23 protein-coding genes and 1 riboswitch are annotated in these 22,941 nt (G+C 34.1%); of the genes, 6 read left to right on the top strand and 17 right to left on the bottom strand.

The features are described from left to right. Positions 1-6: 6 nt before the first annotated feature. The gene (locus CAP47_RS09305; protein WP_238141020.1) at positions 7-1,086 is read right to left on the bottom strand and encodes an anhydro-N-acetylmuramic acid kinase; all 1,080 of its coding nucleotides are present in this window, start codon (positions 1,084-1,086) and stop codon (positions 7-9) included. A 115-nt stretch (positions 1,087-1,201) separates the two neighbouring features. Between CAP47_RS09305 and CAP47_RS09300 the strand changes: the two genes are divergently transcribed. Continuing rightward, entirely contained in the window at positions 1,202-2,344 is a 1,143-nt protein-coding gene (locus tag CAP47_RS09300; RefSeq protein ID WP_093238106.1) for an acyl-CoA dehydrogenase, read from the top strand. 80 nt (positions 2,345-2,424) lie between these two features. Here the strand turns inward: CAP47_RS09300 and CAP47_RS09295 are convergent, their stop codons facing one another. From CAP47_RS09295 to CAP47_RS09280, 4 genes are all read right to left on the bottom strand, one after another. Then, positions 2,425-3,243: a pseudouridine synthase gene (locus CAP47_RS09295; protein ID WP_410523966.1), complete on the bottom strand. Its 819-nt coding sequence runs from the start codon at positions 3,241-3,243 to the stop codon at positions 2,425-2,427. Between the two features lie 46 nt (positions 3,244-3,289). Continuing rightward, positions 3,290-4,192 carry a geranylgeranylglycerol-phosphate geranylgeranyltransferase gene (locus CAP47_RS09290; RefSeq protein ID WP_100776368.1) on the bottom strand — a complete coding sequence of 301 codons (903 nt, stop codon included), beginning with the start codon at positions 4,190-4,192 and terminating at the stop codon, positions 3,290-3,292. Positions 4,193-4,205: 13 nt separating this feature from the next. Further along, positions 4,206-5,144 carry a mevalonate kinase gene (locus tag CAP47_RS09285; RefSeq protein WP_100776367.1) on the bottom strand — a complete coding sequence of 313 codons (939 nt, stop codon included), beginning with the start codon at positions 5,142-5,144 and terminating at the stop codon, positions 4,206-4,208. An 86-nt stretch (positions 5,145-5,230) separates the two neighbouring features. After that, on the bottom strand, positions 5,231-6,295 hold the full coding sequence (locus CAP47_RS09280; protein ID WP_100776366.1) for a diphosphomevalonate/mevalonate 3,5-bisphosphate decarboxylase family protein: 1,065 nt from the start codon (positions 6,293-6,295) through the stop codon (positions 5,231-5,233). Positions 6,296-6,385: 90 nt separating this feature from the next. Between CAP47_RS09280 and CAP47_RS09275 the strand changes: the two genes are divergently transcribed. After that, positions 6,386-6,868 carry a TspO/MBR family protein gene (locus CAP47_RS09275; protein ID WP_100776365.1) on the top strand — a complete coding sequence of 161 codons (483 nt, stop codon included), beginning with the start codon at positions 6,386-6,388 and terminating at the stop codon, positions 6,866-6,868. Between the two features lie 3 nt (positions 6,869-6,871). Here CAP47_RS09275 and CAP47_RS09270 read toward each other — a convergent pair whose 3' ends face one another. The 7 genes from CAP47_RS09270 to CAP47_RS09240 form a co-directional block, all read right to left on the bottom strand. Then, on the bottom strand, positions 6,872-8,101 hold the full coding sequence (locus tag CAP47_RS09270) for an NAD(P)/FAD-dependent oxidoreductase (protein WP_100776364.1): 1,230 nt from the start codon (positions 8,099-8,101) through the stop codon (positions 6,872-6,874). 42 nt (positions 8,102-8,143) lie between these two features. Further along, complete coding sequence (locus CAP47_RS09265; protein WP_100776363.1) at positions 8,144-10,276, bottom strand: Tex family protein; 2,133 nt, start codon at positions 10,274-10,276, stop codon at positions 8,144-8,146. A 148-nt stretch (positions 10,277-10,424) separates the two neighbouring features. Beyond that, complete coding sequence (locus CAP47_RS09260) at positions 10,425-11,669, bottom strand: CynX/NimT family MFS transporter (protein ID WP_100776362.1); 1,245 nt, start codon at positions 11,667-11,669, stop codon at positions 10,425-10,427. A 230-nt stretch (positions 11,670-11,899) separates the two neighbouring features. Next, positions 11,900-12,241 (bottom strand): hypothetical protein, encoded by a 342-nt coding sequence (locus CAP47_RS09255; protein ID WP_100776361.1) that lies wholly within the window; start codon positions 12,239-12,241, stop codon positions 11,900-11,902. Positions 12,242-12,475: 234 nt separating this feature from the next. Continuing rightward, positions 12,476-13,078 (bottom strand): short chain dehydrogenase, encoded by a 603-nt coding sequence (locus CAP47_RS09250; protein ID WP_100776360.1) that lies wholly within the window; start codon positions 13,076-13,078, stop codon positions 12,476-12,478. Between the two features lie 36 nt (positions 13,079-13,114). Continuing rightward, complete coding sequence (locus tag CAP47_RS09245) at positions 13,115-13,603, bottom strand: MarR family winged helix-turn-helix transcriptional regulator (protein ID WP_100776359.1); 489 nt, start codon at positions 13,601-13,603, stop codon at positions 13,115-13,117. A gap of 167 nt (positions 13,604-13,770) precedes the next feature. Continuing rightward, a complete protein-coding gene (locus CAP47_RS09240; RefSeq protein ID WP_100776358.1) occupies positions 13,771-14,628 on the bottom strand; it encodes a LysR substrate-binding domain-containing protein in 858 nt (285 codons plus the stop codon). A gap of 108 nt (positions 14,629-14,736) precedes the next feature. Here CAP47_RS09240 and CAP47_RS09235 point away from each other — a divergent pair, with 108 nt between their 5' ends. Then, positions 14,737-15,363, top strand: a complete 627-nt coding sequence (locus CAP47_RS09235; RefSeq protein WP_100776357.1) for a LysE family translocator — start codon at positions 14,737-14,739, stop codon at positions 15,361-15,363. 197 nt (positions 15,364-15,560) lie between these two features. On the opposite strand, the gene CAP47_RS09230 is transcribed toward CAP47_RS09235, so the two are convergent. The 5 genes from CAP47_RS09230 to CAP47_RS09210 all read right to left on the bottom strand — a co-directional run bounded on the left by CAP47_RS09230 (position 15,561) and on the right by CAP47_RS09210 (position 19,013). Next, positions 15,561-16,355 (bottom strand): haloacid dehalogenase type II, encoded by a 795-nt coding sequence (locus CAP47_RS09230; protein WP_153043513.1) that lies wholly within the window; start codon positions 16,353-16,355, stop codon positions 15,561-15,563. 164 nt (positions 16,356-16,519) lie between these two features. Continuing rightward, on the bottom strand, positions 16,520-17,194 hold the full coding sequence (locus tag CAP47_RS09225) for a cytochrome c biogenesis CcdA family protein (RefSeq protein WP_100776356.1): 675 nt from the start codon (positions 17,192-17,194) through the stop codon (positions 16,520-16,522). After that, complete coding sequence (locus CAP47_RS09220; RefSeq protein WP_100776355.1) at positions 17,195-17,749, bottom strand: peroxiredoxin family protein; 555 nt, start codon at positions 17,747-17,749, stop codon at positions 17,195-17,197. A gap of 72 nt (positions 17,750-17,821) precedes the next feature. Then, positions 17,822-18,382, bottom strand: a complete 561-nt coding sequence (locus CAP47_RS09215) for a carboxymuconolactone decarboxylase family protein (RefSeq protein WP_100776354.1) — start codon at positions 18,380-18,382, stop codon at positions 17,822-17,824. 67 nt (positions 18,383-18,449) lie between these two features. Beyond that, positions 18,450-19,013: a TetR/AcrR family transcriptional regulator gene (locus tag CAP47_RS09210; protein WP_100776353.1), complete on the bottom strand. Its 564-nt coding sequence runs from the start codon at positions 19,011-19,013 to the stop codon at positions 18,450-18,452. 468 nt (positions 19,014-19,481) lie between these two features. Then, a riboswitch (cobalamin riboswitch) is annotated at positions 19,482-19,618 on the top strand. 95 nt (positions 19,619-19,713) lie between these two features. On the opposite strand from CAP47_RS09210, the gene CAP47_RS09205 reads away from it, so the two are divergent. From CAP47_RS09205 to CAP47_RS09195, 3 genes are read left to right on the top strand one after another with little or no spacing between them, the layout of a single operon-like run. Next, positions 19,714-20,667 carry a ribonucleotide-diphosphate reductase subunit beta gene (locus tag CAP47_RS09205; protein ID WP_100776352.1) on the top strand — a complete coding sequence of 318 codons (954 nt, stop codon included), beginning with the start codon at positions 19,714-19,716 and terminating at the stop codon, positions 20,665-20,667. Between the two features lie 10 nt (positions 20,668-20,677). Continuing rightward, a complete protein-coding gene (locus CAP47_RS09200; RefSeq protein WP_093238760.1) occupies positions 20,678-21,070 on the top strand; it encodes an acyl-CoA thioesterase in 393 nt (130 codons plus the stop codon). Next, the gene (locus tag CAP47_RS09195; RefSeq protein ID WP_093238135.1) at positions 21,067-22,716 is read left to right on the top strand and encodes a ribonucleoside-diphosphate reductase subunit alpha; all 1,650 of its coding nucleotides are present in this window, start codon (positions 21,067-21,069) and stop codon (positions 22,714-22,716) included. Before CAP47_RS09200 ends, CAP47_RS09195 begins: the two co-directional genes overlap by 4 nt. Positions 22,717-22,941 lie beyond the last annotated feature (225 nt).

The raw sequence follows: 22,941 nt of genomic DNA, 5'->3' as shown, positions 1-22,941 counted from the left end.
TTACTTTTATTTAGTTATTCCAAAATATTTTCCACTTGAATGATCTTTTGAAGCGCCAGTAACTTCAGCAAGAATATTATTTTCATTCCTGAAATACAAAACGCCCATCATAGCAAAAATCAATGCTTCTTTAAATTCTATAAGTTCCTTTGAAGGCAATATTATCTCACCTTTTATCTTTCCACTTAATTCTTTAATCAGAAAATTATTATACGCACCACCACCTGTCACAAAAATCTTTTTCATTCCTTTTAAAGATTGACTTAACTGATTAATAGTATGCTGTGTAAATGTTGAGATTTTATCTTCAACATTCATATGATATCCATCAACTAAAGGGAAAATCTCTTTATCTAACCATTCAACACCCAGAGATTTAGGTGGTTTTTGTCGATAAAAAGCCAAGCTGTCAAGTTTTGATAATAAATCTTGATGAACCTTTCCTCTTTCAGCTATCTTCCCGTTTTCATCAAAATCATAACCTAACTGGCTTGCGTATAAGTTGAGTACTTTATTTACAGGGCAAACATCATAAGCAATTCTTTGTTCCTTTTTTTGAAAAGAAACATTGGCAAAACCTCCAAGATTTAAGCAAGCCTCATATTCTGAAAACAACAATTTATCGCCAATAGGTACCAATGGTGCGCCTTGACCACCTAACTCAACATCTTGAACTCGAAAATCACAAATGACATTTTGTTGAATTAATCGACTTAATTCTGGTCGATTTCCGATTTGTAAAGTGTATCTATTTTCGGGTTGATGAAAGATTGTGTGTCCGTGAGAAGCAACAAAATCAAGTTTTTCAACTTGATTTTCTCTGATAAACCGATTCATCATATCGGCCAAAACTTGCGTATATTCTCTGTCTAATTTCTCAATATCTTCATGTTTATATTGATGAGCATTTGACAGTTTTTCTTTTATCTTTTTGGAGTAAGAATAAGTCGCGGATGATTTGAGTTGATAAGACCAAGAATTTGTGTTTTGGTTGAAGAAAAACACAACTTCGAGAAGATCTAAGCCGTCCAATGAAGTTCCAGACATAGCGCCTAGCACGTGATATTTCTTTACAGAATCCCCCAAAAAAACAACATTTATTTAAATTTCATTCAACAATTCGTAAAAGTACTTAATACTTGCTAAATATTACATAGGTTCTCACTATATTTGCGAAACTAATTAAAAGTAATTTTAACACATGGATTTTAAGCTAACAGAAGAGCATGAAATGATTCGCCAAGCGGCGCGTGATTTTGCTAAAAATGAGCTCCTTCCAGGAGTTATCGAGAGAGATGAGAAACAAGAATTCCCAAAAGAGCAAATCAGTAAACTTGGTGAACTTGGATTTCTTGGAATGATGGCTTCTCCTGAATACGGCGGTGGCGGAATGGACACCGTTTCTTACGTTCTTGCAATGGAAGAACTTTCTAAAGTAGATGCATCAGCATCTGTTGTTGTTTCTGTTAACAACTCTTTGGTTTGTTGGGGTCTTGACACTTACGGATCTGAAGAGCAGAAGAAAAAATATCTTTCAAAATTAACGACTGGCGAAAAAATTGGTGCATTTTGTTTAAGTGAACCTGAAGCTGGTAGTGATGCAACTTCACAAAAAACAACTGCAATTGACAAAGGTGATCATTACGTCATCAATGGAACTAAAAACTGGATTACCAACGGGAATTCAGCTGATATTTACCTTGTGATTGCTCAAACTGATAGAGAGAAAAAACATAAAGGCATCAATGCTTTTATCGTTGAAAAAGGTATGGAAGGTTTTGAAGTTGGTCCTAAAGAACAAAAAATGGGAATTCGTGGAAGCGATACGCATTCATTAAACTTTAATGATGTTAAAGTTCCTAAAGAAAATAGAATTGGTGAAGATGGATTTGGTTTTAAATTTGCCATGAAAACGCTTTCTGGCGGTCGCATCGGTATTGCTGCTCAAGCTCTAGGGATTGCATCTGGCGCTTATGAGTTAGCAAAAGAATATGCAAAAACAAGAAAAGCTTTTGGTACAGAAATTATGAATCACCAAGCAATTGCATTCAAAATTGCTGATATGCACACACATATTGAAGCGGCTCGTCACTTAGTCATGAAGGCTGCTTGTGATAAAGACAATGGCGAAAACTATGACTTATCAGGTGCAATGGCTAAATTATACGCTTCTCAAGTCGCGATGGATGTGACAACAGAAGCTGTACAAGTGCATGGTGGTAATGGATATGTAAAAGAATATCACGTCGAAAGATTGATGCGTGATGCAAAAATCACTCAAATATATGAAGGAACTTCAGAAATACAGAAAGTTGTCATTTCTAGAAGTGTTTTAAGAGATTAATCTCTTAATCTTAACTTACAAAAAAAGAGTCATTTTCAGTTGAAAATGACTCTTTTTTTATTCTTCAATTTAATGGATTTTTATAACATTCCAAGATTAATAATTTCTTGTTTCGTCAATGGTCTCATACGGCCACGTGGCAAATCTTTTTTTGTTAAATTCGCATATAGCACACGATCAAGCTTATGAATTTCATAACCTAATTTCGTGAATATTTTTTGGATGATTTTTGGACGTTGACTTTTTAATTCGATACCCACATGTTTTTTAGATTTATTATCCACATAGCTCACATCTTCAATATAAACTTTGTAACCTTCAATAAGAACACCATCTTTTATTTGCTGTAAATGTGCGTGATCTAAAGGCTTCTTCAATTCAACATCATAAATCTGTGAAATCCCAGACTTCATGTTTGCCAATTTCTTAGCTAAAGTTCCGTCATTCGTCATTAATAATAATCCCATTGCAGAACTTTCTAAAGTTCCCACAGGTTTTACAGGTGCTTTCGTTACACGTGCAGCCATATCTAAAACCGTCATATTATTATTTCGGTAACTCCCTGTTGTAAAAACACTTTTAGGTTTATTTAATAAGAAATATTCTTTTGGTTCAGGATTAATTCGACGCCCGTCAAACTTGACTTCATCGTCAAGTTTTACTTTATGTCCCATTGCAATGACAACTTCACCATTGACAGTCACACTTCCAGCTTGTATATAGATATCAGCATCACGTCGCGAGCACACGCCAGAGTTGGCAATATACTTATTCAGACGCATACCAGCATTTGGGTCTTTGATCTGTTTATCAACCTTGACTTGCTTCAAATTCTTTTTACCGCCTTTCTTTGACTGATTTGATTTAGAATTTGATTTACGTTTATTCATTCTCTCAATTTTTTGCAAATGTAAGATTTAATAATGAAGAATAACAACTCTAATCTTAGAATAAACGCTTAATAACTTGCTGGATATCAATTAATGCAATACTAAAAATCCCTAAAACAATCAGAAATTTCAAGAAATTATGAAGTAAAACATAATCGTGACGATGTATCGAATTCCATAATTTGATGATAAAAGCAATAAAAAATAAGACTGTAAAAACAAAATAATACAGCATCAAACCAATATCATAAAAGTTAATTAAGATAAAGGCAGGAATAAAAAGCAAGAGCACTAAAAATGTGATCAGCTTTCGTGTAAACTGCGTTCCGTAAATAACAGGAATGGTATAATATGATTGCGCAAAATCACCTCTCAAATTTTCAAGATCTTTCACTAATTCACGGATGCTTATTAAAAGAAATAAGAAAAACGCATGAATAAAAATAACAGGTGCAAAATTCTGATAGTAAACAAAAATAATAAAGAAAGGAAGCGTTGCTAACAAAGATGCTGTCAAGGTTCCGATGAAAGGATACTTCTTTAGTTTATGAGAATACAACCATAAAAGAAATATATAGACCGAGAAGAAAATCACAGCTTTAAAAGCAACATAACTCGCTAAAATAACACACAGAAAATTCAATGAAAAATAAACTCCTAATTTCGTGTTTTGACTCACATAATTATCCAACAAAGTCTTTTGTGGCCTATTGATTAAATCTTTTTCTGAGTCGTAAAAATTATTGATAATATACCCTGAGGCAATTGCCAATGAACTCGACAAAACGATAAGGAATAAATTAGAATCAAGAACAACATCACGAATAGGAATATCAGGTGCCATGATAAACATGGAAGCCAAATATTGCGCAATCACTAAAACAAGAATATTGTAGCCTCTAACAACGGAAAAAAGACTGAAAAATTTTAGAATTATTTTCCTGCTTCCTGAAGCCATCTTTTTTAAGTATCTAAAATGTGTAAACCACCTCTAATTTGTGATCACCTAAAGCTTTTTGTGCTTTTTCAAAATCTTCAGTAAAACCTAAAATATAGCCACCTCCGCCAGAACCGCAAAGTTTAAGATAGTAAGCATTTGTATCAATTCCTTTTTTCCATAATTCATGAAATTTTTGAGGAATCATCGGTTTAAAATTATCTAGGACAACATTTGATAAATTTTTGACATTCGTAAATAATGATTTAAAATCACCTTTTAAGAAATCGTCAACACAAGCATCAGTATGCTTGACAAATTTATCTTTAATCATGTTTTTAAAGCCTTCTTGCTTCATGTTTTCCATAAATATGCTGACCATTGGTGCAGTTTCACCGACAATACCGCTATCTAAAAGAAAAACTGCGCCTTTACCTGAAGCCGTTTGTGAAGGAATGCCTGCTGGCTCCAAATCTTCATGAGATTTGATTAAAATTGGTAAACTTAAATAACTGTTGAGAGGATCGAGACCTGATGATTTGCCATGAAAGAAAGATTCCATTTTTGAGAAAATTCTTTTCAGCTTTAAAAGTTTTTCTCGTCCAAGATTTTCTAAAACTGTAATTCGGTTGAGCGCATATTTATCATAAATTGCAGCAACTAAAGCACCACTACTCCCAACACCATAACCTTGAGGAATGCTACTATCAAAATACAAACCTGCTTTAACATCAGATTTTAATTTATCAATATCAAAAGTGACTTCGCTCTCAGAATCATTACTAACCTCTTCAAGATAGCTAGCAAATTTCAATAATTCTTGATTGGATTTTTTCGCTTTTCCATCAAGATTATCATCAACTTTTAAAGCTCCATTATAGAAATTATAAGGAATTGATAGACCTTTGGAGTCTTTAATAATTCCGTATTCACCAAAAAGTAGTATTTTCGAATAAAATAATGGACCCTTCATAGTGTTTGAATTTTCGTGGTTAGTTGCGTCAAAATTAAATATTTCTTAAAGTATAGCAAAGTTTTACTTGATTAATTAACAGTCTGTTATTTGATGTTCACGTAATCTTTGATATATTCTTCAGCTTGGCAGAATTGTTTTAATTCATTTTCTATAAAATTCTCAACCTCAGTTTTCACAGAAGTTGAAAATAACAAATGCACATTTGCACCTGCATCTAAAGTAAAACCTAGAGGGAGTTTAGTCTCTTTTCTAAACTTCCAAATGCGTTCAATAATCTCCAAAGTATTTGGTCTCATCAAAATAAAATAAGGCTGACTCGTCATCATCATGGCGTGTAAACTTAGAGCTTCTGACTCTACAATTTTAAAAAAACGCTCATAATCGCCAGAGGCTAAAACAGATTGCATAGCTGTGATATGCTGATTAGCTTGCTTAAAACGCTGCTCTGCAAATGGATGATCATGCATTAAATTATGACCAACACTGCTGCTCACTTGTTTCTGATCTTTATCAACTAGTAAAATATAATCCTGAAAATCTTTGAAGTTCGGATGTAAAGCTTGGTTATATCGAATACCATAATAGTTTGAACTTTCAGGAATTTCTGAATGCTCACCCCAAACTACCAAATCGCCAGATGTACTTCTACAAGCACTTCCAGAACCTAAGCGTGCCAAAAATGAAGTTTTGAGTTGTGCATATTCTTCAGTAGGTTGGCTAAAGGACTTTTCGGCTTCCATTATCGCTTTTGATAAAGCAGCCATTCCGCTTGCTGAAGAGGCAATACCACTACTATGCGGAAAAGTATTGCTTGTGTGAATCTCTAATTCATATTGTTTCAAAAAAGGAACATAAGCTTCTATTCTTTCAAAAAAAGATTTGATTTTCGGCTTAAAATTTTCAGATTTTTCACCTTCAAAAAAAACATCAAATACAAAATCATTAGATTTGTTTTCTGATTTAAAAACCAATTTTGTATCAGTTTTACAAGCGTTTAAAGTAAAGCTAATTGAAGTGTTAGTCGGCAATTGCTCGCCATACTTCCCCCAATATTTAACCAAAGCGATATTACTTGGCGCCGAAGCTGAAAAGCTTTGTCCTAATAAATATCTAGCTTTTTTATGACAAACAAATTCTGGCTTTTGCATAAAATAATTTTACGCAAAGATAATAGACCCTAACAAATTTTATTGTGAGAAAGATTTTAAATTTTTATTTTGCTTACCCAAAAGAAATCCATGAGACAAAAACTCACTCTCAAAATTATCATTTCTATCCTGATATGTCTCGGAGTTGGGCTCATTGCTTCTGTGGCTACACAAAGCTCAGTCAACACTTGGTTTTCAACTTTAGAAAAACCATTTTTCAATCCTCCACCTTGGCTTTTTGCTCCTGTTTGGATTGTGCTTTATATCATGATGGGAGTTTCAGTGGCTTTAGTTTGGTATAAAGGTTTGTATCATTTATGGGTAAAAACGGCCATTTATCATTTTGGCTTCCAACTCTTGCTTAATGCTTTATGGTCAATTGCATTTTTTGGTCTAAAGTCTCCTATTTTCGGACTTATCGTTATTATTTCGCTTATTGCACTTGTTTTGCTAACTTATAAATGGTTTAAAGTGGTTTATAAACCCGCTGCTTATTTACTCATTCCGTATATCATTTGGATTTTGTTTGCGGCTGCACTTAACTTTGAAATTTGGCGACTGAATTCTTTTTAAAATTTAAGCTTCGGCAATTGTTTCTGCAACATGGTAAGCGCTTGTCCAGGCATTCTGAAAATTAAAACCACCTGTAATCGCATCAATATTAAGTGCTTCACCAATAATATAAAGTTGAGGATGCAACTTACTTTCAAAAGTTTTGAAATCAATTTCCTTTAATTCAACTCCGCCTGCCGTGACAAACTCATCTTTGAAAGTACTTTTGCCTGTCACTTTTAATTTTGAATTGAGAAGAACTGAAATAATATCAGTTTGATTTTTCTTTGATAAATCTGCCCACTTTTGTGTTTCTTCAATATTTGATTTCTGAAGAACCTTTAACCAAAAACGCTTAGGTAAATTTTCAATTGAAAAAGTTGACATCTGTTTTTTAGGAAAATCTTTTTGTTGCCCTGTCAGTAAATCTGATAAAGATTCCGTTGAATGCTGAGGTAGCCAATTGACCCGAAGTTGAAACTGATAATTCAGTTGATTTAACTCACGTGCGCCCCAGGCAGAAAGTTTTAAAATGGCTGGACCGCTCAATCCCCAATGTGTGATTAAGGTATCGCCATCTGAGCTTAAAACTAAGCGTTTCCCTTCATAAACTTTCACTTCAGTCGGCAGAGCTAAACCTTGTAAACCTTTTAGCAAAGCATCTTCAATATGAAATGTAAATAGCGAAGGAACAGCTTCTATAATCTGATGTCCAAGATTTCTCATAAGCTTCCACATTTGTTGGCTACTCCCTGAAGCAATAATTAAATACTCAGTTGAATAATTTTCTTGAGTTGTTTTAACAGACCATGAATCATTTATTTTTTCAATAGATTTGACGGCTTGAGAGGTTTTATAATCAACTTTATATTTATGAGCTTCGCTTAAAAAACAATCAATAATTGTTTGAGAATCATCTGAAGTTGGAAAAATTCGGCCGTCTTCTTCAATCTTGAGTTCAACACCTCTTTCTTCAAGCCACGCCATCATATCGCCTGTCATAAATCGATGAAAAGGACCTCGCAATTCTTTCTCACCACGCGGATAGTTTTTAGACAATTCTTTCGGAAGAAATTCAGCGTGCGTTACATTACATCGACCTCCGCCCGAAATTTTGACTTTATTTAAAAATTTTTTAGTCTTTTCTAGAATCAGAATTTTTAAATCAGGTTTCTTTTTCGCTAAATTAATAGCTGCAAAAAAACCTGAAGCGCCACCTCCAACAATAATCACATCAAAATTTTGATCACTCACTTCTAAATATTTTCTACAAAAATAGACTTTTGAAAAGTAAACTTAGGATAAGGTCTTTTCTAATTTCAATTGAATTCTTTTTCGGTTGATATCAACATCTAAAACTTTAACCAAAATCTGCTGGTGCAAACTTACATGCGCATTCACATCTTTCACAAATTCATCAGCCAGATTGGAGACATGAATCAAACCACTTTCTTTAATACCAAGGTCAACAAAACAACCAAAGTTGGTGATATTATTGACGATTCCTGGTAACAGCTGTCCTTCTTCCAAATCTTCAATCGTCTTGATATTTTGATTAAAAGCAAAAGCTTTTGCCGTTTCCCGTTGATCTAAACCTGCTTTTTCTAATTCATTAATGATATCTTGAAGGCTATAAAGTCCAACTTCATCTGTCTGATATTTCTCAAAATCAATTTGTGACAAAACCGATTTGTTGCCGATTAAATCTTCAATTTTTAAGCCTTCACTTTTTGCCATTTTTTTGACAACATCATATTGTTCTGGATGAACAGCAGAATCATCTAAAGGATTTTTAGAATTTTTAACTCTTAAAAAACCTGCGGACAATTGATAAGCTTTATCGCCTAAACGCTTTACTTTTTTGAGTTCAGCACGCGATTTAAAACCCTGATTTTCCTGTCGGTAATCAACAATATTTTTAGCCAAACCAGAACCGATTCCCGAGACATAGCTCAATAAAGAATAACTTGCTGTATTGAGATTAATTCCAACAGAGTTAACACAACTTTCGACAACACGATCCAAGCTTTTCTTCAACTGAGATTGATCAACATCATGTTGATATTGGCCAACACCAATGGATTTAGGATCAATTTTGACTAGCTCAGCCAAAGGATCTTGTAAACGTCGACCAATGGAAATTGCTCCACGCACAGTGACATCGTAATTTGGAAACTCTTCTCGTGCAATTGAAGACGCAGAATAAATTGAAGCACCAGCTTCACTTACCACAAAAACCTCAGGCGCATGCTTGAAATAAATACGTTTGACCAAAGCTTCTGTTTCACGAGAGGCTGTACCATTACCAATAGCGATGGCTTTAATTTTATAAGCTTCAACTAAAGTGCTGATTTTTTTGATAGCCTCTTTAGATTTATTTTGAGGTGCATGCGGAAAAATAGTTTCGTTGTGTTTTAAATTTCCTTCAGCATCTAAACAAACAACTTTACAGCCTGTTCTAAAGCCTGGATCTATTGCCAAGACTTCTTTTTCACCTAATGGTGGCGCTAATAAAAGCTGTTTCAGATTTTTAGCAAAAACATCTATAGCAGCTTCGTCTGCTTCTTTTTTAGAATTTTGTAATGCTTCATTACTCAAGGAAGGTAGCAGCAATCTTTTTAAAGCATCTTGAAGAGATAAACGAATTTGTTCCGCTTCATCTGATTCACTTTTGATGAGTTTTTCTTCAATTTTAGAAAAAATATAAGCATCATCAAGTTGTAATTTAACCCTGATAAAGCTTTCTTTTTCGGCACGTTGTATGGCTAAAAATCGATGAGAAGGTATATTTTTCAACCGCTCTGACCAATCAAAATAATCAACAAACTTTTGTGCTTTAGGTTCATCCTTTTTGGTTTTGATGGCTTTCGTTTCAATCAATGCATGATTAGCGTATTGATAACGTAAAAAATCTCTGACTGACAAACGCTCAGAAATCCATTCAGCCATAATAAGTCTTGCAGCTTCAAGAACTTCATCAACAGATTTTAAATCTTTTGAAATATATTTTTTAGCAATTTGATTTAAATCTAAATTTTGCTGTGCCATGATCATTTTTGCTAAAGGCTCAACACCTTGCTGACGGGCAACATCAGCTTTTGTTTTTCGTTTCTTTTTATAAGGCAAATAAAGATCTTCAAGCTTGGTAAGATCTTGTGTTTTTTTGATATTCAGTTTTAATTCTTCTGTTAGATCACCTTGACTTTCTAAAGTTTCAAGAATACTTGTGCGCCTCGTTTCAAGTTTTTCATAAGTTTCCTTGGCCTTGAGAATATTTTCAATTTGCACCTCATCAAGATTGCCAGTGTGCTCTTTTCGGTAACGTGCAATAAAAGGAATTGTCGCATCGGCATTGATCAATTCAAGCGTTGCTGACAATTGAGGCAAAGCAATTCCGGTTTGCTTTTGAACAAAATCATTGAGCTGCATAAAATAAAATTTAGAGTTCAAAAATACATTTAATCCGCTATTAGTGAATAGTGATACGATTATTTGTGTAATCAGTTAATCGTATTTTAGGTTGTAAACTTTAGAGAATTCTGAATTTAAAATTTATCACCTTTAGAGACTATTAGACTCAAGACTCACAGATTTTAGTTGCATTTCCTGCTATTATCCCTGTAAAAATAAGCACTAAACCCATTACTAAAAGTAAAATCAATGAAAATCTCCAGGATTGCGAAATATCGAATGAAGCGCCAAATAAAGGTGGCCCGCAGGCAGCGATAAAATATCCGAAACCTTGTGCCATTCCAGACATTTCAGTAGCCTGAGTTGTGTTGTTTGTTCGTAAAACTAAAAACAGCATCGACAAGCTATAAGCTAAACCGCTGGCCAAACCAATTAATATACACCACAGTATAATATATTCTGTTTTAAAAACCAGAATACCTATGATTCCTATAGAATAGAATACACCAATCGAACCGACAAGCAGCTTCTGGTTCTTCATCTTATCTGCTATAATGGCTCCCAAAAGTGCCATAGGAAGTTGAGCAAAATGAACATAAGATAACACCCAACCCGAATCTCCTTCAGACATACCCCAGGTTTGCATAATTTTGGGGAGCCAGGCTGCAAGACAGTAATACATTAAAGATTGTACTCCCATAAAAACAGTGATCGCCCAGGCTAAACCAGATTTATAAAGATGGGTGCCAAAGCCTCCTTCCTGTACTTTAAGTTTTCTAGCTTTCTTTTTACTTTTCACTTGTGGCATCCAAATGGGAATGCTTATAAGCGCCAGGATAAGCCAAACACCAATAGACCCTTTCCATCCCAATCCAGTAATCTGTCCTAGAGAAATACTGAACCCTGCAGCCAATGCAGCGGTTAAATTCATCACTACAGAGTAAATACCCATCATAGCGCCAACTTTATTTGGAAAATTATTTTTTATAAAAGCTGGCATAAGCACATTTCCTACAGTAATAGCCATTCCTACCAAGCCAGCACCTAAAAATAAAGTGACAATGCTTCCTAAAGAACGAAAAGTGAGACCGATGCTTAATAATATAAGTGAAGAAAGTAGCACGAGCTCCATTCCATACTTCTTTGAAAATTTAGGAACTACACCAGATAAAAGCGAAAATGCAATTAAAGGAATAGTCGTGATTAGTCCCGCAGCCGTGTTCGACAGTGAAAAGGTCTTGCTGATTTGATCTACCACAGGGCCAACAGAAGTAAGTGGCGCTCTTAAATTAGAAGCTACAAAAATTACCCCTAGAAATAATAGGAGTCTTTTGGCATCTAATTTCCAGGAAATACTTTTTGTATTCTTTCCTCTTTTAAGCTGCTGAGCATATTGAAATAGTAATTGCATATAAAAATGAGTTTTATGTGCTTCTTATAGAATCACAAATTATAAAAATCTTCTTTTGGACTGAATCTGCTATTTCTAATAACAAACTCAGCAATGTTGTCATCGGCATGTAAAAATCCGATGGGGAATGCTTGATATATTTCTAAAATCCTTGTTCCTGGCTGTTTGTTTCCAGTGTTTTTATAAATTCGAAAAACAAGTCAATCAAGCTGAAACCTATCGAAAACCCTCTATATAGTTTCTTTAAGACTTTGCAGTATTTCATCATCATCGATATAATTATTAATAAATTGAAACTTAATAACTGCCTCTGCTCCTTGCACAATATCACTCAGTATGACATAGCCAATGATCTTATTCTCTCTGATCAAAAGCAGATAGTGTTTGTTAGAGAAGATAGCCTTTGAGTTAAACTCAATATTTAAAAGCCTCAAAATATGAGACAAATCTTGCATCGACTTTGAGGCGGAAATATCTGCAGGTTCAATAAATTCACTGGTTAAACAATTAATCAATGAGGAGTTTAATTCTCTAAATTCCAGCCTGTTGTCGCTGTTTTGTTTGATTATCATAGCATCAGGATTTAGCTTTAAAATGACATAGCCTCATTCATTTTACGTAATCAGTTACATAAAATGAAGCTCTAGCTAATCATTTTTAAATTATAATGTGGTGTTTAAACTTGATTTAATTAAAAATGAGACTAGCACCTCATCAGTCTTGTTAGTTTCATTCCAATGTTTTGGTTCATTGTAAATGATGGAGAAGGTTCTCTTGAATATTTACTACGTCTAATGAAAAGTAAGTTAACCTCTTATCTGAATGATTTCTCCATTTATCTTACCCTTAACACTTTTGACGTATCCATTAATCACCTTGTTCATTGGGACTGGATTGTGCCCAGGAAATACATCTTTATATTTATCATAAGCATCTTCAACCATATCAGACGAAACGACATTTAACCGCATAGCATTATCAAATTCTAATACAGCTGCTTTAACAAAACTGTGAATCCCTCCATTCACCATGGCTGCACTGGTCGTCTTCGCCACTGGCTCTGTTGCTAAAATTCCTGTGGTAAGCGTAATTGAACCTTGAGGATTTAAATATTCTTTTCCAATTCTTACAAGATTGACCTGTCCCATTAATTTGCTCTTAAGACCAATGTAATAATCTTCTTCCGTTAGCTCGTTAAATGCGGCCCACTTCGCTTCTCCAGCAATGCAGATAATGGCATCAAGTTTTCCGGTTTCTTCAAACATTTTCTGAATAGAATCGCTATTAGCAATATCCACCTGAACATCTCCGCTATGACGGCTTGCAATTAATACTTCGTTTTCTTTTTTAAAATGGGAAACAACTTTTTTACCAATTATTCCATTACCTCCAATAATTAATATTTTCATCTTTTTTAATTTTTTTATTAGACAATAAATTCGCTTTTAATTTTCTTCTTCTAACTTTTTTTCCATTCGTTCTTTAAAGTTCAAGTCAGCCATATTTGATTCTAAAACTGATAGTTTTTCTAGTAGCACATTGTCTTCTCCTAATAATTCTTCTATGGCTTGACTTCCTAATTCCCACAATTTTTCCATTTCAGGTAATTCCTTTTCTGCCTTTTTCGAAAGACTGATTTGGTACTTTCTCTGATCATCTGGATCTTGAATAGATTTTAGATAGCCTTTTTTTTTCATCTTGTTAACCAACTTAACAATAGCTGGGTGAGAAAGTTGAAGCATCTCAGAAATTTCAGTGTTTGTTAAGCTTTTGTGCTTTTGTAAAAGCGAGAAAACCATATGCCAATTCGGCTCTATCTCTATGCCTCTTTCTTTGTAAAATTCTTTGGTTTGATATACAAATAAATCATTAAGTCTTTTGAGTCTACCGGTTAAACCAGGAAATCCCATTTCTATTAAAAAATCCGTATTCATATCACATTATGTAATTGGTTACGCAAATATATAAAAACAACTTAACTGGTTACGTAAAAAAAATGTTAATGTTGATTTTTGAAGATGTTTTATATCTTCATCTTTGGAATAAAAACACAAAAAGATGGAACTGGACTTAAGATACGAGACTTAAACATAAACAGCTTTCATAATTTTTTAGCTAGTTCAATTATTTTTTTAATTGTGTTATTAAGTTCGTTCTTTCGCCAGTTTACATACAAGTCTATTTTTTCTTCCATTTCAATAAATTCAACATTTTCAACATGTGCCGACTGAAAAGACAGTGGTAGAATAGAAACACCTAGTTCTTTTGAAACCAGGTTTAATATCATTCCTCCAAAATCTGATTCGATTATAGTTTGTGGCTCAAGTTCATTTTTTGAAAACCATGATCTTAATAAAGAAGCGTAAAAAGTACTTTGGTGTAAGCCGGAGATAATGAATTTTTCTTTATTCAAATCAGTGACTTCTCCTTTTGCTAATTTGTGGTTTTTCGGAACAACAAAACATATTGGTTCTGAGTAAAGCTTTTGAGAATCAATATTAGCGTTCTTAATCTTGTCTCTACTAAAAGCCAAATCTGTTTGATAATCTAGTAACAGCTTTTCATGATTTTCGTCTGTTGGTTCGGTTAGATCTATTTTCAAGTCCGGTAATTTGCTTCTTAAAACTTCCAAGAAGTTTGGCAAAAAATTATAAGATATAGAGCCTGGGTATGTGATCGCTATTGTTCCTGATTTTCCTTCATCAATTTTTTTTGCTTGTCGTATTAATTGATCAAATTCATTTATTTTCTCTGTCCAATGCTCTTTAAGAAATTTCCCAGCATCGGTCAGTTTTACATTTCTTTTATTTCTATCAAAAAGCTGTATCTGTATTTCATCCTCCAATGCTTGAATTTGTCTACTTAATGAAGATTGTGAAATAAAAACTTTTTCTGCAGTATTCCAGAAGTGAAGTTCTTTTGCAAGCTCAAGAAAATATTTAATTTGTTGAATTGTCATAATTAATGCACATTTAGCATTAGTCTATCAAAAATATGTATTTTTTGACGGCTTCCAAAATTGTTTTTTTGCCCAAAATATTTTGCTAATCCTAATTGATAAAATGTGATGGGTATTGAAAATTTAATGACTTTTATGTTAACGGCTTTGCTCTTTATCATAACTCCTGGTATTGACACTATTTTTGTTTTAAACAAATCAGTTAGCCAAGGCAGAAAACCAGGTATTTATGCTGCATTGGGAATAAATGCAGGGATTTTAACTCACACTTTTTTTGCAGCATTGGGACTGTCGGTACTTATTGCAAAGTCTGCTTTTGCGTTAATACTAATCAAATACTTAGGTGCAGCTTATTTAATTTACTTAGGTTATTTAAAGTTTAAAAATAAAAAAACTCTTTTTCCAACACACACTAAAAATGTAAGTAAGCACTCAAAAAATGAATTTTGGACCGGATTTATAACCAACACTTTAAATCCAAAAGTTGCATTATTCTTCTTAGCATTTTTCCCTCAATTTATTGAAGCAAAGCAAATAAACAATCCTATCCCTTTTTTGTTATTAGGAGTTACTTATGCTTTAATAGGGGTGGCTTGGTTTCTATTTTTGTCATTATTTGCTAGCATCTTTAGTCAAAAGATACAAAGCAATCAGAAATCAAGTTTTTGGATGAATAAGTTAAGTGGTTTGATTTTTATAATCATGGGGATACATATCGCATTAAGTCAAACGTAAGTTATGTATCTGATTTGCCATAATTTTTTACCACCAAGGTGATTTGTGCTATTCTTTGTTTCATCTATTTCTGTTATTTCCTAATTGCCTATGCTTGCTTTGTAAATCGTTTTTTCAAACTCAACACTCCTCAAGATTTGCAAACCTAATTATTTTTAATCTTAGGTTTTGTTGTTTATTAATCGCTATCGCAGCTATCAATACTGAGTCAAAAGATCTGCTATTTTTTGTAAATCAGACTCTGCTATTTCAGTTTCTGGGGCTAAAGGAAAAGCTTGTTGCCCTGGTCTGCTAATAAACGCTGCGCGCCAGCCTGCCCAAAGTGCTCCTGCAACATCCCAACCGTGTGCAGCTACTAGCATACACTCTGCAGGCTTTACATTCATTTTTCGAGCAGCCCACGCATAAGTATCAGAAAAGGGTTTGAATTTTCCAATATCTTCCACACTCAACCTATCATCAAAGAAATCCAATAGGCCAGCGCTTTCAAATTGTTTTTTCACGCCTTCGTTTGATGAGTTTGTAAAGGAAACTAAGGTGTAACCATCATTTTTTAATTGTGCTAATGCTTCTTTTACATCAGGATGTGCGGGTAAGCCGCGTAAAGAATTTACAACGGTTTTACGAGCATCTTCTTCTGAGATTTCAATACCATTGTTTGCGGCTACCATTTGCAAGGCTGCTGCGCCAATGTTTCCAAAATGCTCGTATTGTCCACTCGCGGTGGTTACCAAAGAATATTGTAACATCGTTGTAAACCATAAGGACAGTAAATCGTCTCTGCCATTTAAAGCTAGACTTATCTCTTGTTTCATATCGGTGAGATCCAGCAAGGTTTCATTAACATCAAAAAATAGTACTTTCGGTCTTGTTTTATTTGTCATTATCGTTGTGTTTTCTGGTGAATTTCCTAATACTAGATTTGGCGTAACGAGTCCTGCTGCGCCCATAAGTCCTAAGTTTTTTATAAATTTTCTTCTATTTCCTTTCATGATTTTAAGTGATATTTATTGGGTAAAGATTAGCAGGTTTCGATACAACTTTGTAAACTTTGTGCTATATGTTCTTTTATTCGATTATTAATACGGAGGTTTTATAGGAGTAGTCTCTGTATCGTTTAAAGTTTTAATTTTAAACGATACAGAGACCTAGTGCCTTAAAAAGCAAATAATGACATTTGGTAATAGATGACATATACTCCAGCGATAATGAGCAAGACGGCGGTAACTTTTTCCATATATGGAAGTATTTTCCTTAAATTTTTCAGAAGGAAATCTTTGGCAAAAATTGCCAGAAGAATCGTTAGAATCATCATCACGCTCATCCCTGCAAAATAAGCTAAGAAATAGGAACTACCCTCCCAAATTGTTTCGGCTGCCATAGCTTGTGTCGCTACAATTAAAAATAGCGGGAAAAGACATCCCAAAGCACCAATCGCATAGCCAACTCCAAAAACAAAAGCTTCTATGGATTCCGTTTTCGGATTGGAATTCTGAACATTAAAAGACAAAGAAATACTCTTGCCCAATACCATAAGAACCCCAAGAACTATCAAGATCGTTCCCATAGCAATAGTAATCCACTTCATATAATCTTTTAATACCTGACCAGCCAAGACAATCATTGCTCCTGCAATGCTGTAGATTATAAGAATCCCTAGAACACTAAGTCCCGCCAGTTTTAATCCTCTACCCAAACGAGCAGAAAGTGCAGATTCACTATTTGAGTTTCGAGAAATAAAGGCGAGAATATAGCCAGGCAATAAAGCAACAGCACAGGGAGCTAAAAACGCCAATACTCCTTGTAAAAAAGAAAACTCTATAAATCCCATCTAGTTTAGTAATTGTTCAAAAAGTTCACGGTACTCATCAGCTGTGAATACGGCTCTTTCTTCAAAAGTTATAGATCCCGATTTATTAACCCCAACTGTAGTGGCTTGTTTTTGCACACCAAAGTCTAACATTACTTGTGGCGTACCTTTCACTAAAGGGAAATCAATATTGTGTTCTTCAGCCAATTTTGTCATCACATCCTCATCATCTGTAGGGTCTATACTAATAGCTACAAAATTTACACGATCTTTATATTCAGGATAAACCTCTGAAATGGCTGGCCAGTTCTGTGCACACATAGGGCACCAAGAAGCAGTAAAGTAAACCATTATCGGCTTGTTATCTGCAACGGATTGTTTTAAACTCACTTGCTCCCCTTGGATGGTGGTCACCTCAAATTGTGGAGCTTCTTTTAGATTGCTATTTTCGTCGCTTTTTTGTTCTACTTTCACATCTTTGGTTTCTTCAGACGATTTGGATTCACCGAAATTACAAGATGAAAGAAGAAGTAATGCGGATACGGTGAACACACTTACTTTTAAACTTTTATACATAGTTTTTGTTTTGAATTATTGATTGATTTATTACAAAGTGAGGCTTAAATTATTTTGACCCTTTTTTTAATATTATTTGTCCGTTTCCTTCTTCCAAGAAAATTTCTCAAAAGGCTCATCAACAGAGGTGTTTGCAATATGGTTGACATAGTTGCTGATTGTTTTTTGAGACAATCCCAAAATGATTTCCAATACTTGAGCTTCACCATAACCCGCTTCATAAAAAGCATCTAAATCTTCTTGAGAAACGTTTCCGCGATTACGAACAATGCCTAATGTCATTGTTCTTAAGGCTTCTAGTTTTGCATCTTCCAATGGAGTTTCGTTACGTAGTGCTTCTGTGATGTCGTCATCTACTTTCATCATTTTTGCAATACCTGTATGTGCAGGAACACAGTAATGGCATTCATGTTCTACATTGATGGCTTGCCACACAACGGTTAATTCTTCATTGTTAAATGATGATTTTGTAAACAATTCATGCAAGGTTTGGTAAGCCTCAAGAATTTTTGGAGCACCTGCCAATACGCCATGTAAATTGGGTATCATCCCATTTGATTTTTGAGATTGCTCTAATAAGCCTTTGCTCTCTTCTGGTGCAGTTTCGATGTTGTGAACTTTTAATGTTGTCATAATTTTTATTGTTTTAGTGATTAATAAATATCTAAACAATCGTTTAGATTTGGGGCAAAAAAAATGTTTATAAACCTTGAAAGGTCATTTCAATATAATCTTCTATTTCTTTCTCATTATTGACTCTACAAGCTGCTGCTAAACCGTGTTTTGCCAGTAACAGAAAGTTAGCTTGTTTGAGTACAGTTTCTTTGTCTTTGCTGGAATCTGCAGATATTTTTTCAATAAAGATTTTTTTGATGTTTTCCATAAACTTTTTCATCTGATCTTTTATTAACTGATCATCGCTCTCAGAAAACTCATAGTAAGTATTGGTCACCAGGCAGCCTTTCCCATTTCCTATTTCTTCGCGGACATTAATTGAATCATAAAAAAATTGTTTAATGCCTTCAATGCCATTTGAAGATTTCTCTAATTTTTCAAAAATAATTTTTGTCTTGGCATTGTAGCATTTTATGCTTTCTAAAAACAATCCGTGCTTACTTCCAAAACTTGAATATATAGAGAACTTATTGATGCCCATTTCTTTTTCAAGCATTTGCATCGAGGTTGCCTCATAGCCATTTTGCCAGAATACGTTCATAGCTTTTTCAACAACTGCCTCTTCGTTATATCCTTTTTTTCTTGCCATTATTTCTAATTACACCGCAAATCTAAACGATTAGTTAGTTATAGAGAAGTATTTAACTTTTATTTAAAAAAGCATTTTAGCTAAGAGATAACTTTCTTTGTCAATTTCTAACTGTAAGGCTAGTATTAACAACCAATAGGCAGAGTAAGATTATAAAATAATCTACTCACTTTTATCTATTTTTTCTAATTTTCATAAAATCAAAAATTTACATCTCAATAATGATGCATGCTAACAAGCTCTAAAGTCTAAACATAAACTCCAATAAGATAGCTTTTTAGAGGTTTATTTCTCCACTTTTAGCATTACACAAACGCAATCTTGAATACTTAAATACCGATGCTTTAGCCCTCATTATCTTTATAAATATTCAAGAATACATCAATTGCTTTAGAGCTATCTTCTCAATTTTCAGTTCAATAATTTGATTCAATCAATAGCCATTAATTCAATTTTGTTTTATAAATTCGTCGCAAATACCTTTTTGGCTGTCTTGATTTTAAGGCAGAAAACAGGGGAATTGGGTGTAAATCCCAAGCTGTTGCGCAACTGTAAGCGATAAATTATCGTAAGCCAGATTACCTGCCAAATTGGTTTTGAATTTTGTTTTCGCATAAAAAACGAAGTTCAGAAATAGGCTATTCATACCTTTTTCTCTTCCTTTTTTGTGCCATTGTTAAACTTATAAAATTTAAATACAATGGGCATTTTTGACAAACGCTTAAATTACAAACCTTTTGAGTACCCCGAAGTAATGGACTTCGTGGAAAGTATGAATTCATCTTTTTGGGTTCATAAAGAGATTGACTTTACAGCAGATATTCAAGATTTTAAATCTAATCTCTCTGAAACAGAACAAGAAATCGTTAAACGCAGTTTACTCAGTATCGCTCAGGTAGAAATTGGTGTCAAACTCTTTTGGGGCGGTTTGTACAGGCATTTCCCTAAACCTGAATTTAATAATCTTGGTGCTACTTTTGCAGAATGTGAAGTTAGACACGGGGAAGCTTATGCCAGATTAATTGAGGTTTTAGGTTATCAAAAAGATTTTGAAAATCTTGTTGACATCCCAGTGTTTAAAGAAAAAATAGAGCTGACTGAAAATAGTCTTTTAAACAATGCTGACATTATCTCAAAACTTCTATTTTTCACTATTGTGATTGAAAACTCTTCCTTGTTCTCACAATTTGCAAATATCTTGTCATTTACAAGATTCAAAGGCTATCTAAAAAACACTTCTAACATCATCGCTTGGACATCTATTGATGAGCAAAATCATGCTGATGCCGGTATTTACTTAATAAATAAAATAAATGAAGAAGGATTTTTAGACGAAAAAATTAAATCCAAAATGGCTCAAGATGTTGAAAAATACATTCACTACGAATCTCAACTTCTAGATTGGATTTATGAGAAAGGAGAGCTGGATTTCTTTACAAAGAATGACATGCTCAACTTCATGAAATACCGTGTAGATGACTCACTACAAAAAATTGGTATCCCGAAATTATTCAACATTTCTCAAGTTCAATACAAGCCTATGCAATGGTTTGATGAAGAGGTTTTTGCAAATGAACTAGATGACTTTTTTGCTAAAAGACCAACAGCTTACACAAAGCATGATAAAAGTATTCATGCTGAAGATTTATTCTAAATATAGAGAGATGACATCAGAGATTACCAATAGAATAGCACAATCGCGTACAAGTATTTTTAAAGTTGTTTTTCCGAACACAACCAATCATTACGATACTTTATTTGGAGGGACAGCAATGAATTTGATGGATGAGGTCGCCTTTATTACGGCAACGCGTTTTAGCCGAAAGAAAGTCGTGACAATCTCATCAGATCAGATTGACTTTAATGAACCTATCCCAGCCGGGACGATTATTGAATTAGCAGCAGAAGTTGCTGAAATTGGCAACACCAGCTTAAAGGTGAAAGTCGATTTATTTCAAGAAGAAATGTATGAAAATACCCCACAAAAGAAATCCATTTCAGGTGTTTTCACTTTTGTGGCTTTAGATAAAAACAACAAAAAAACCAATGTCTTATGAGTGAACCATGGTGGCTTAACGATGAAAGTGAGCAAATTTTAAATAGAGGTTATTTACTAAAAGGAGAAAGTGTAAAAGGAGCGATTGATCGTATTGCTACAGCAGCGAGCAAGCAACTCTTTAGGCCTGAACTAAAAGAAAAATTTATTGAGATTATCGACAATGGGTGGATGAGCTTAAGTTCACCGATTTGGGCAAATATGGGAACTGAAAGAGGTTTGCCCATTTCTTGCTTTAATGTTCATGTTCCTGATTATATTGAAGGAATCACGCACAAATTAGGTGAAGTAATTATGCAAACTAAAATTGGTGGTGGCACTTCTGGCTATTTTGGCGAGTTAAGGGGAAGAGGAACTGCTGTTACTGACAACGGCCAAAGTAGCGGCGCGGTTTCTTTTATGAAATTGTTTGATACTGCCATGGACACAATTTCGCAAGGCGGCGTGAGACGTGGCGCTTTTGCTGCTTATCTAGATATTGACCATCCTGATATTGAGGAGTTTTTGCAAATAAAAGATATTGGGAATGCACTACAAAATTTGTTCTTTGGCGTTTGTGTGCCTGATTATTGGATGCAAGAAATGATAGATGGCGACATGGATAAACGCAAACTCTGGGCAAAAGTTTTGGAAGCAAGACAACAAAAAGGTATACCCTATATTTTATTTTCGGATAATGTAAACCGGAATAAACCTCAGGTTTACAAAGATCATAATATGCGTATTAACGCGAGTAATTTATGTTCTGAGATTATGCTTCCTTCTAATTTTGATGAGTCTTTTATTTGCTGCCTCTCATCGATGAATCTTGAACTCTATGATGAATGGAAAGATACGGATGCCGTACAAACTGCTATTTTCTTCTTAGATGCCGTTCTACAGGAGTTTATACAAAAAACAGAAGATAACTATTACTTAAAGGCTGCTCATAATTTTGCTAAGCGACACAGAGCAATTGGTTTAGGTGTCATGGGCTGGCACTCTTATTTGCAAAAGAATATGATTGCATTTGAAGGCCTAGAAGCCAAACAATTAACAAATAAAATTTTTGAACATATTCGATCAGAAGCCGATACTGCCACACAAAAATTAGCAGAAATATTTGGAGAGCCTGAGCTACTGAAGAATTATGGTATCCGTAATGCTACCCTTATGGCAGTGGCTCCCACTACTTCTTCCTCAGCTATTTTAGGACAAACATCGCCTGGGATAGAGCCTTTTAGCAGTAATTATTTTAAGGCAGGCTTATCAAAGGGTAATTTTATTCGGAAAAACAAATATCTCAAGGCTTTACTGAAGGAAAAAGAGATTGACAATGAAGCAACTTGGCGCAGCATTATGTTACATCAAGGTAGCGTTCAGCATCTTGAAGAATTAAACGAAAAAGAAAAAATGGTCTTTAAAACTTTTAAAGAAATCAGTCAGTTAGAAATTATCCAACAAGCGGCAGTACGCCAAAAACATATTGATCAATCACAAAGTTTAAACATCAACATTCCATCAAACTTACCAGTTAAAGACGTTAATAAGCTTACGATAGAAGCTTGGGAGTTAGGAGTAAAAACGCTTTACTATCAACGCAGCCAGAGCGTTTCAAAAGAAACGGTAGTTCAGAATTTAGTAGAATGTGTAAGTTGCGAAGCTTAGATTCTACTTCTAGTCTGTGATATCAAGTTTTTGCTATTAGATTTGCTTGGCAGTTGTCATTTTTCGAATAATCAGTTTTTAGTGAATGATTAATTAGGTGATAGGTTTTAAGGATTAGGGAGTTTTCACCATTAAAGATTACTAGAACACATACTAATTGCTCTGTCAATACGTTTTTTTTAAAGCTGAAATATGATATGAAAAAAGGCTTATTGAAATATTCCA

Origin of the sequence: Psychroflexus sp. S27, from assembly GCF_002810405.1 — a bacterium.
Classification (GTDB): Bacteria; Bacteroidota; Bacteroidia; order Flavobacteriales; family Flavobacteriaceae; genus Psychroflexus; species Psychroflexus halocasei_A.
Note: the sequence above shows the minus strand (reverse complement) of the source record. Positions and strands in the feature narration are given on the sequence as shown.

Coding starts and splice junctions, on each gene's coding strand:
- CAP47_RS09300 (WP_093238106.1), top strand. CDS start 1,202: ATGGATTTTAAGCTAACAGAAGAGCATGAAATGATTCGCCAAGCGGCG.
- CAP47_RS09290 (WP_100776368.1), bottom strand. CDS start 4,192: ATGGCTTCAGGAAGCAGGAAAATAATTCTAAAATTTTTCAGTCTTTTT.
- CAP47_RS09285 (WP_100776367.1), bottom strand. CDS start 5,144: ATGAAGGGTCCATTATTTTATTCGAAAATACTACTTTTTGGTGAATAC.
- CAP47_RS09280 (WP_100776366.1), bottom strand. CDS start 6,295: ATGCAAAAGCCAGAATTTGTTTGTCATAAAAAAGCTAGATATTTATTA.
- CAP47_RS09275 (WP_100776365.1), top strand. CDS start 6,386: ATGAGACAAAAACTCACTCTCAAAATTATCATTTCTATCCTGATATGT.
- CAP47_RS09265 (WP_100776363.1), bottom strand. CDS start 10,276: ATGCAGCTCAATGATTTTGTTCAAAAGCAAACCGGAATTGCTTTGCCT.
- CAP47_RS09260 (WP_100776362.1), bottom strand. CDS start 11,669: ATGCAATTACTATTTCAATATGCTCAGCAGCTTAAAAGAGGAAAGAAT.
- CAP47_RS09255 (WP_100776361.1), bottom strand. CDS start 12,241: ATGATAATCAAACAAAACAGCGACAACAGGCTGGAATTTAGAGAATTA.
- CAP47_RS09250 (WP_100776360.1), bottom strand. CDS start 13,078: ATGAAAATATTAATTATTGGAGGTAATGGAATAATTGGTAAAAAAGTT.
- CAP47_RS09245 (WP_100776359.1), bottom strand. CDS start 13,603: ATGAATACGGATTTTTTAATAGAAATGGGATTTCCTGGTTTAACCGGT.
- CAP47_RS09240 (WP_100776358.1), bottom strand. CDS start 14,628: ATGACAATTCAACAAATTAAATATTTTCTTGAGCTTGCAAAAGAACTT.
- CAP47_RS09235 (WP_100776357.1), top strand. CDS start 14,737: ATGGGTATTGAAAATTTAATGACTTTTATGTTAACGGCTTTGCTCTTT.
- CAP47_RS09230 (WP_153043513.1), bottom strand. CDS start 16,355: ATGAAAGGAAATAGAAGAAAATTTATAAAAAACTTAGGACTTATGGGC.
- CAP47_RS09225 (WP_100776356.1), bottom strand. CDS start 17,194: ATGGGATTTATAGAGTTTTCTTTTTTACAAGGAGTATTGGCGTTTTTA.
- CAP47_RS09220 (WP_100776355.1), bottom strand. CDS start 17,749: ATGTATAAAAGTTTAAAAGTAAGTGTGTTCACCGTATCCGCATTACTT.
- CAP47_RS09215 (WP_100776354.1), bottom strand. CDS start 18,382: ATGACAACATTAAAAGTTCACAACATCGAAACTGCACCAGAAGAGAGC.
- CAP47_RS09210 (WP_100776353.1), bottom strand. CDS start 19,013: ATGGCAAGAAAAAAAGGATATAACGAAGAGGCAGTTGTTGAAAAAGCT.
- CAP47_RS09205 (WP_100776352.1), top strand. CDS start 19,714: ATGGGCATTTTTGACAAACGCTTAAATTACAAACCTTTTGAGTACCCC.
- CAP47_RS09200 (WP_093238760.1), top strand. CDS start 20,678: ATGACATCAGAGATTACCAATAGAATAGCACAATCGCGTACAAGTATT.
- CAP47_RS09195 (WP_093238135.1), top strand. CDS start 21,067: ATGAGTGAACCATGGTGGCTTAACGATGAAAGTGAGCAAATTTTAAAT.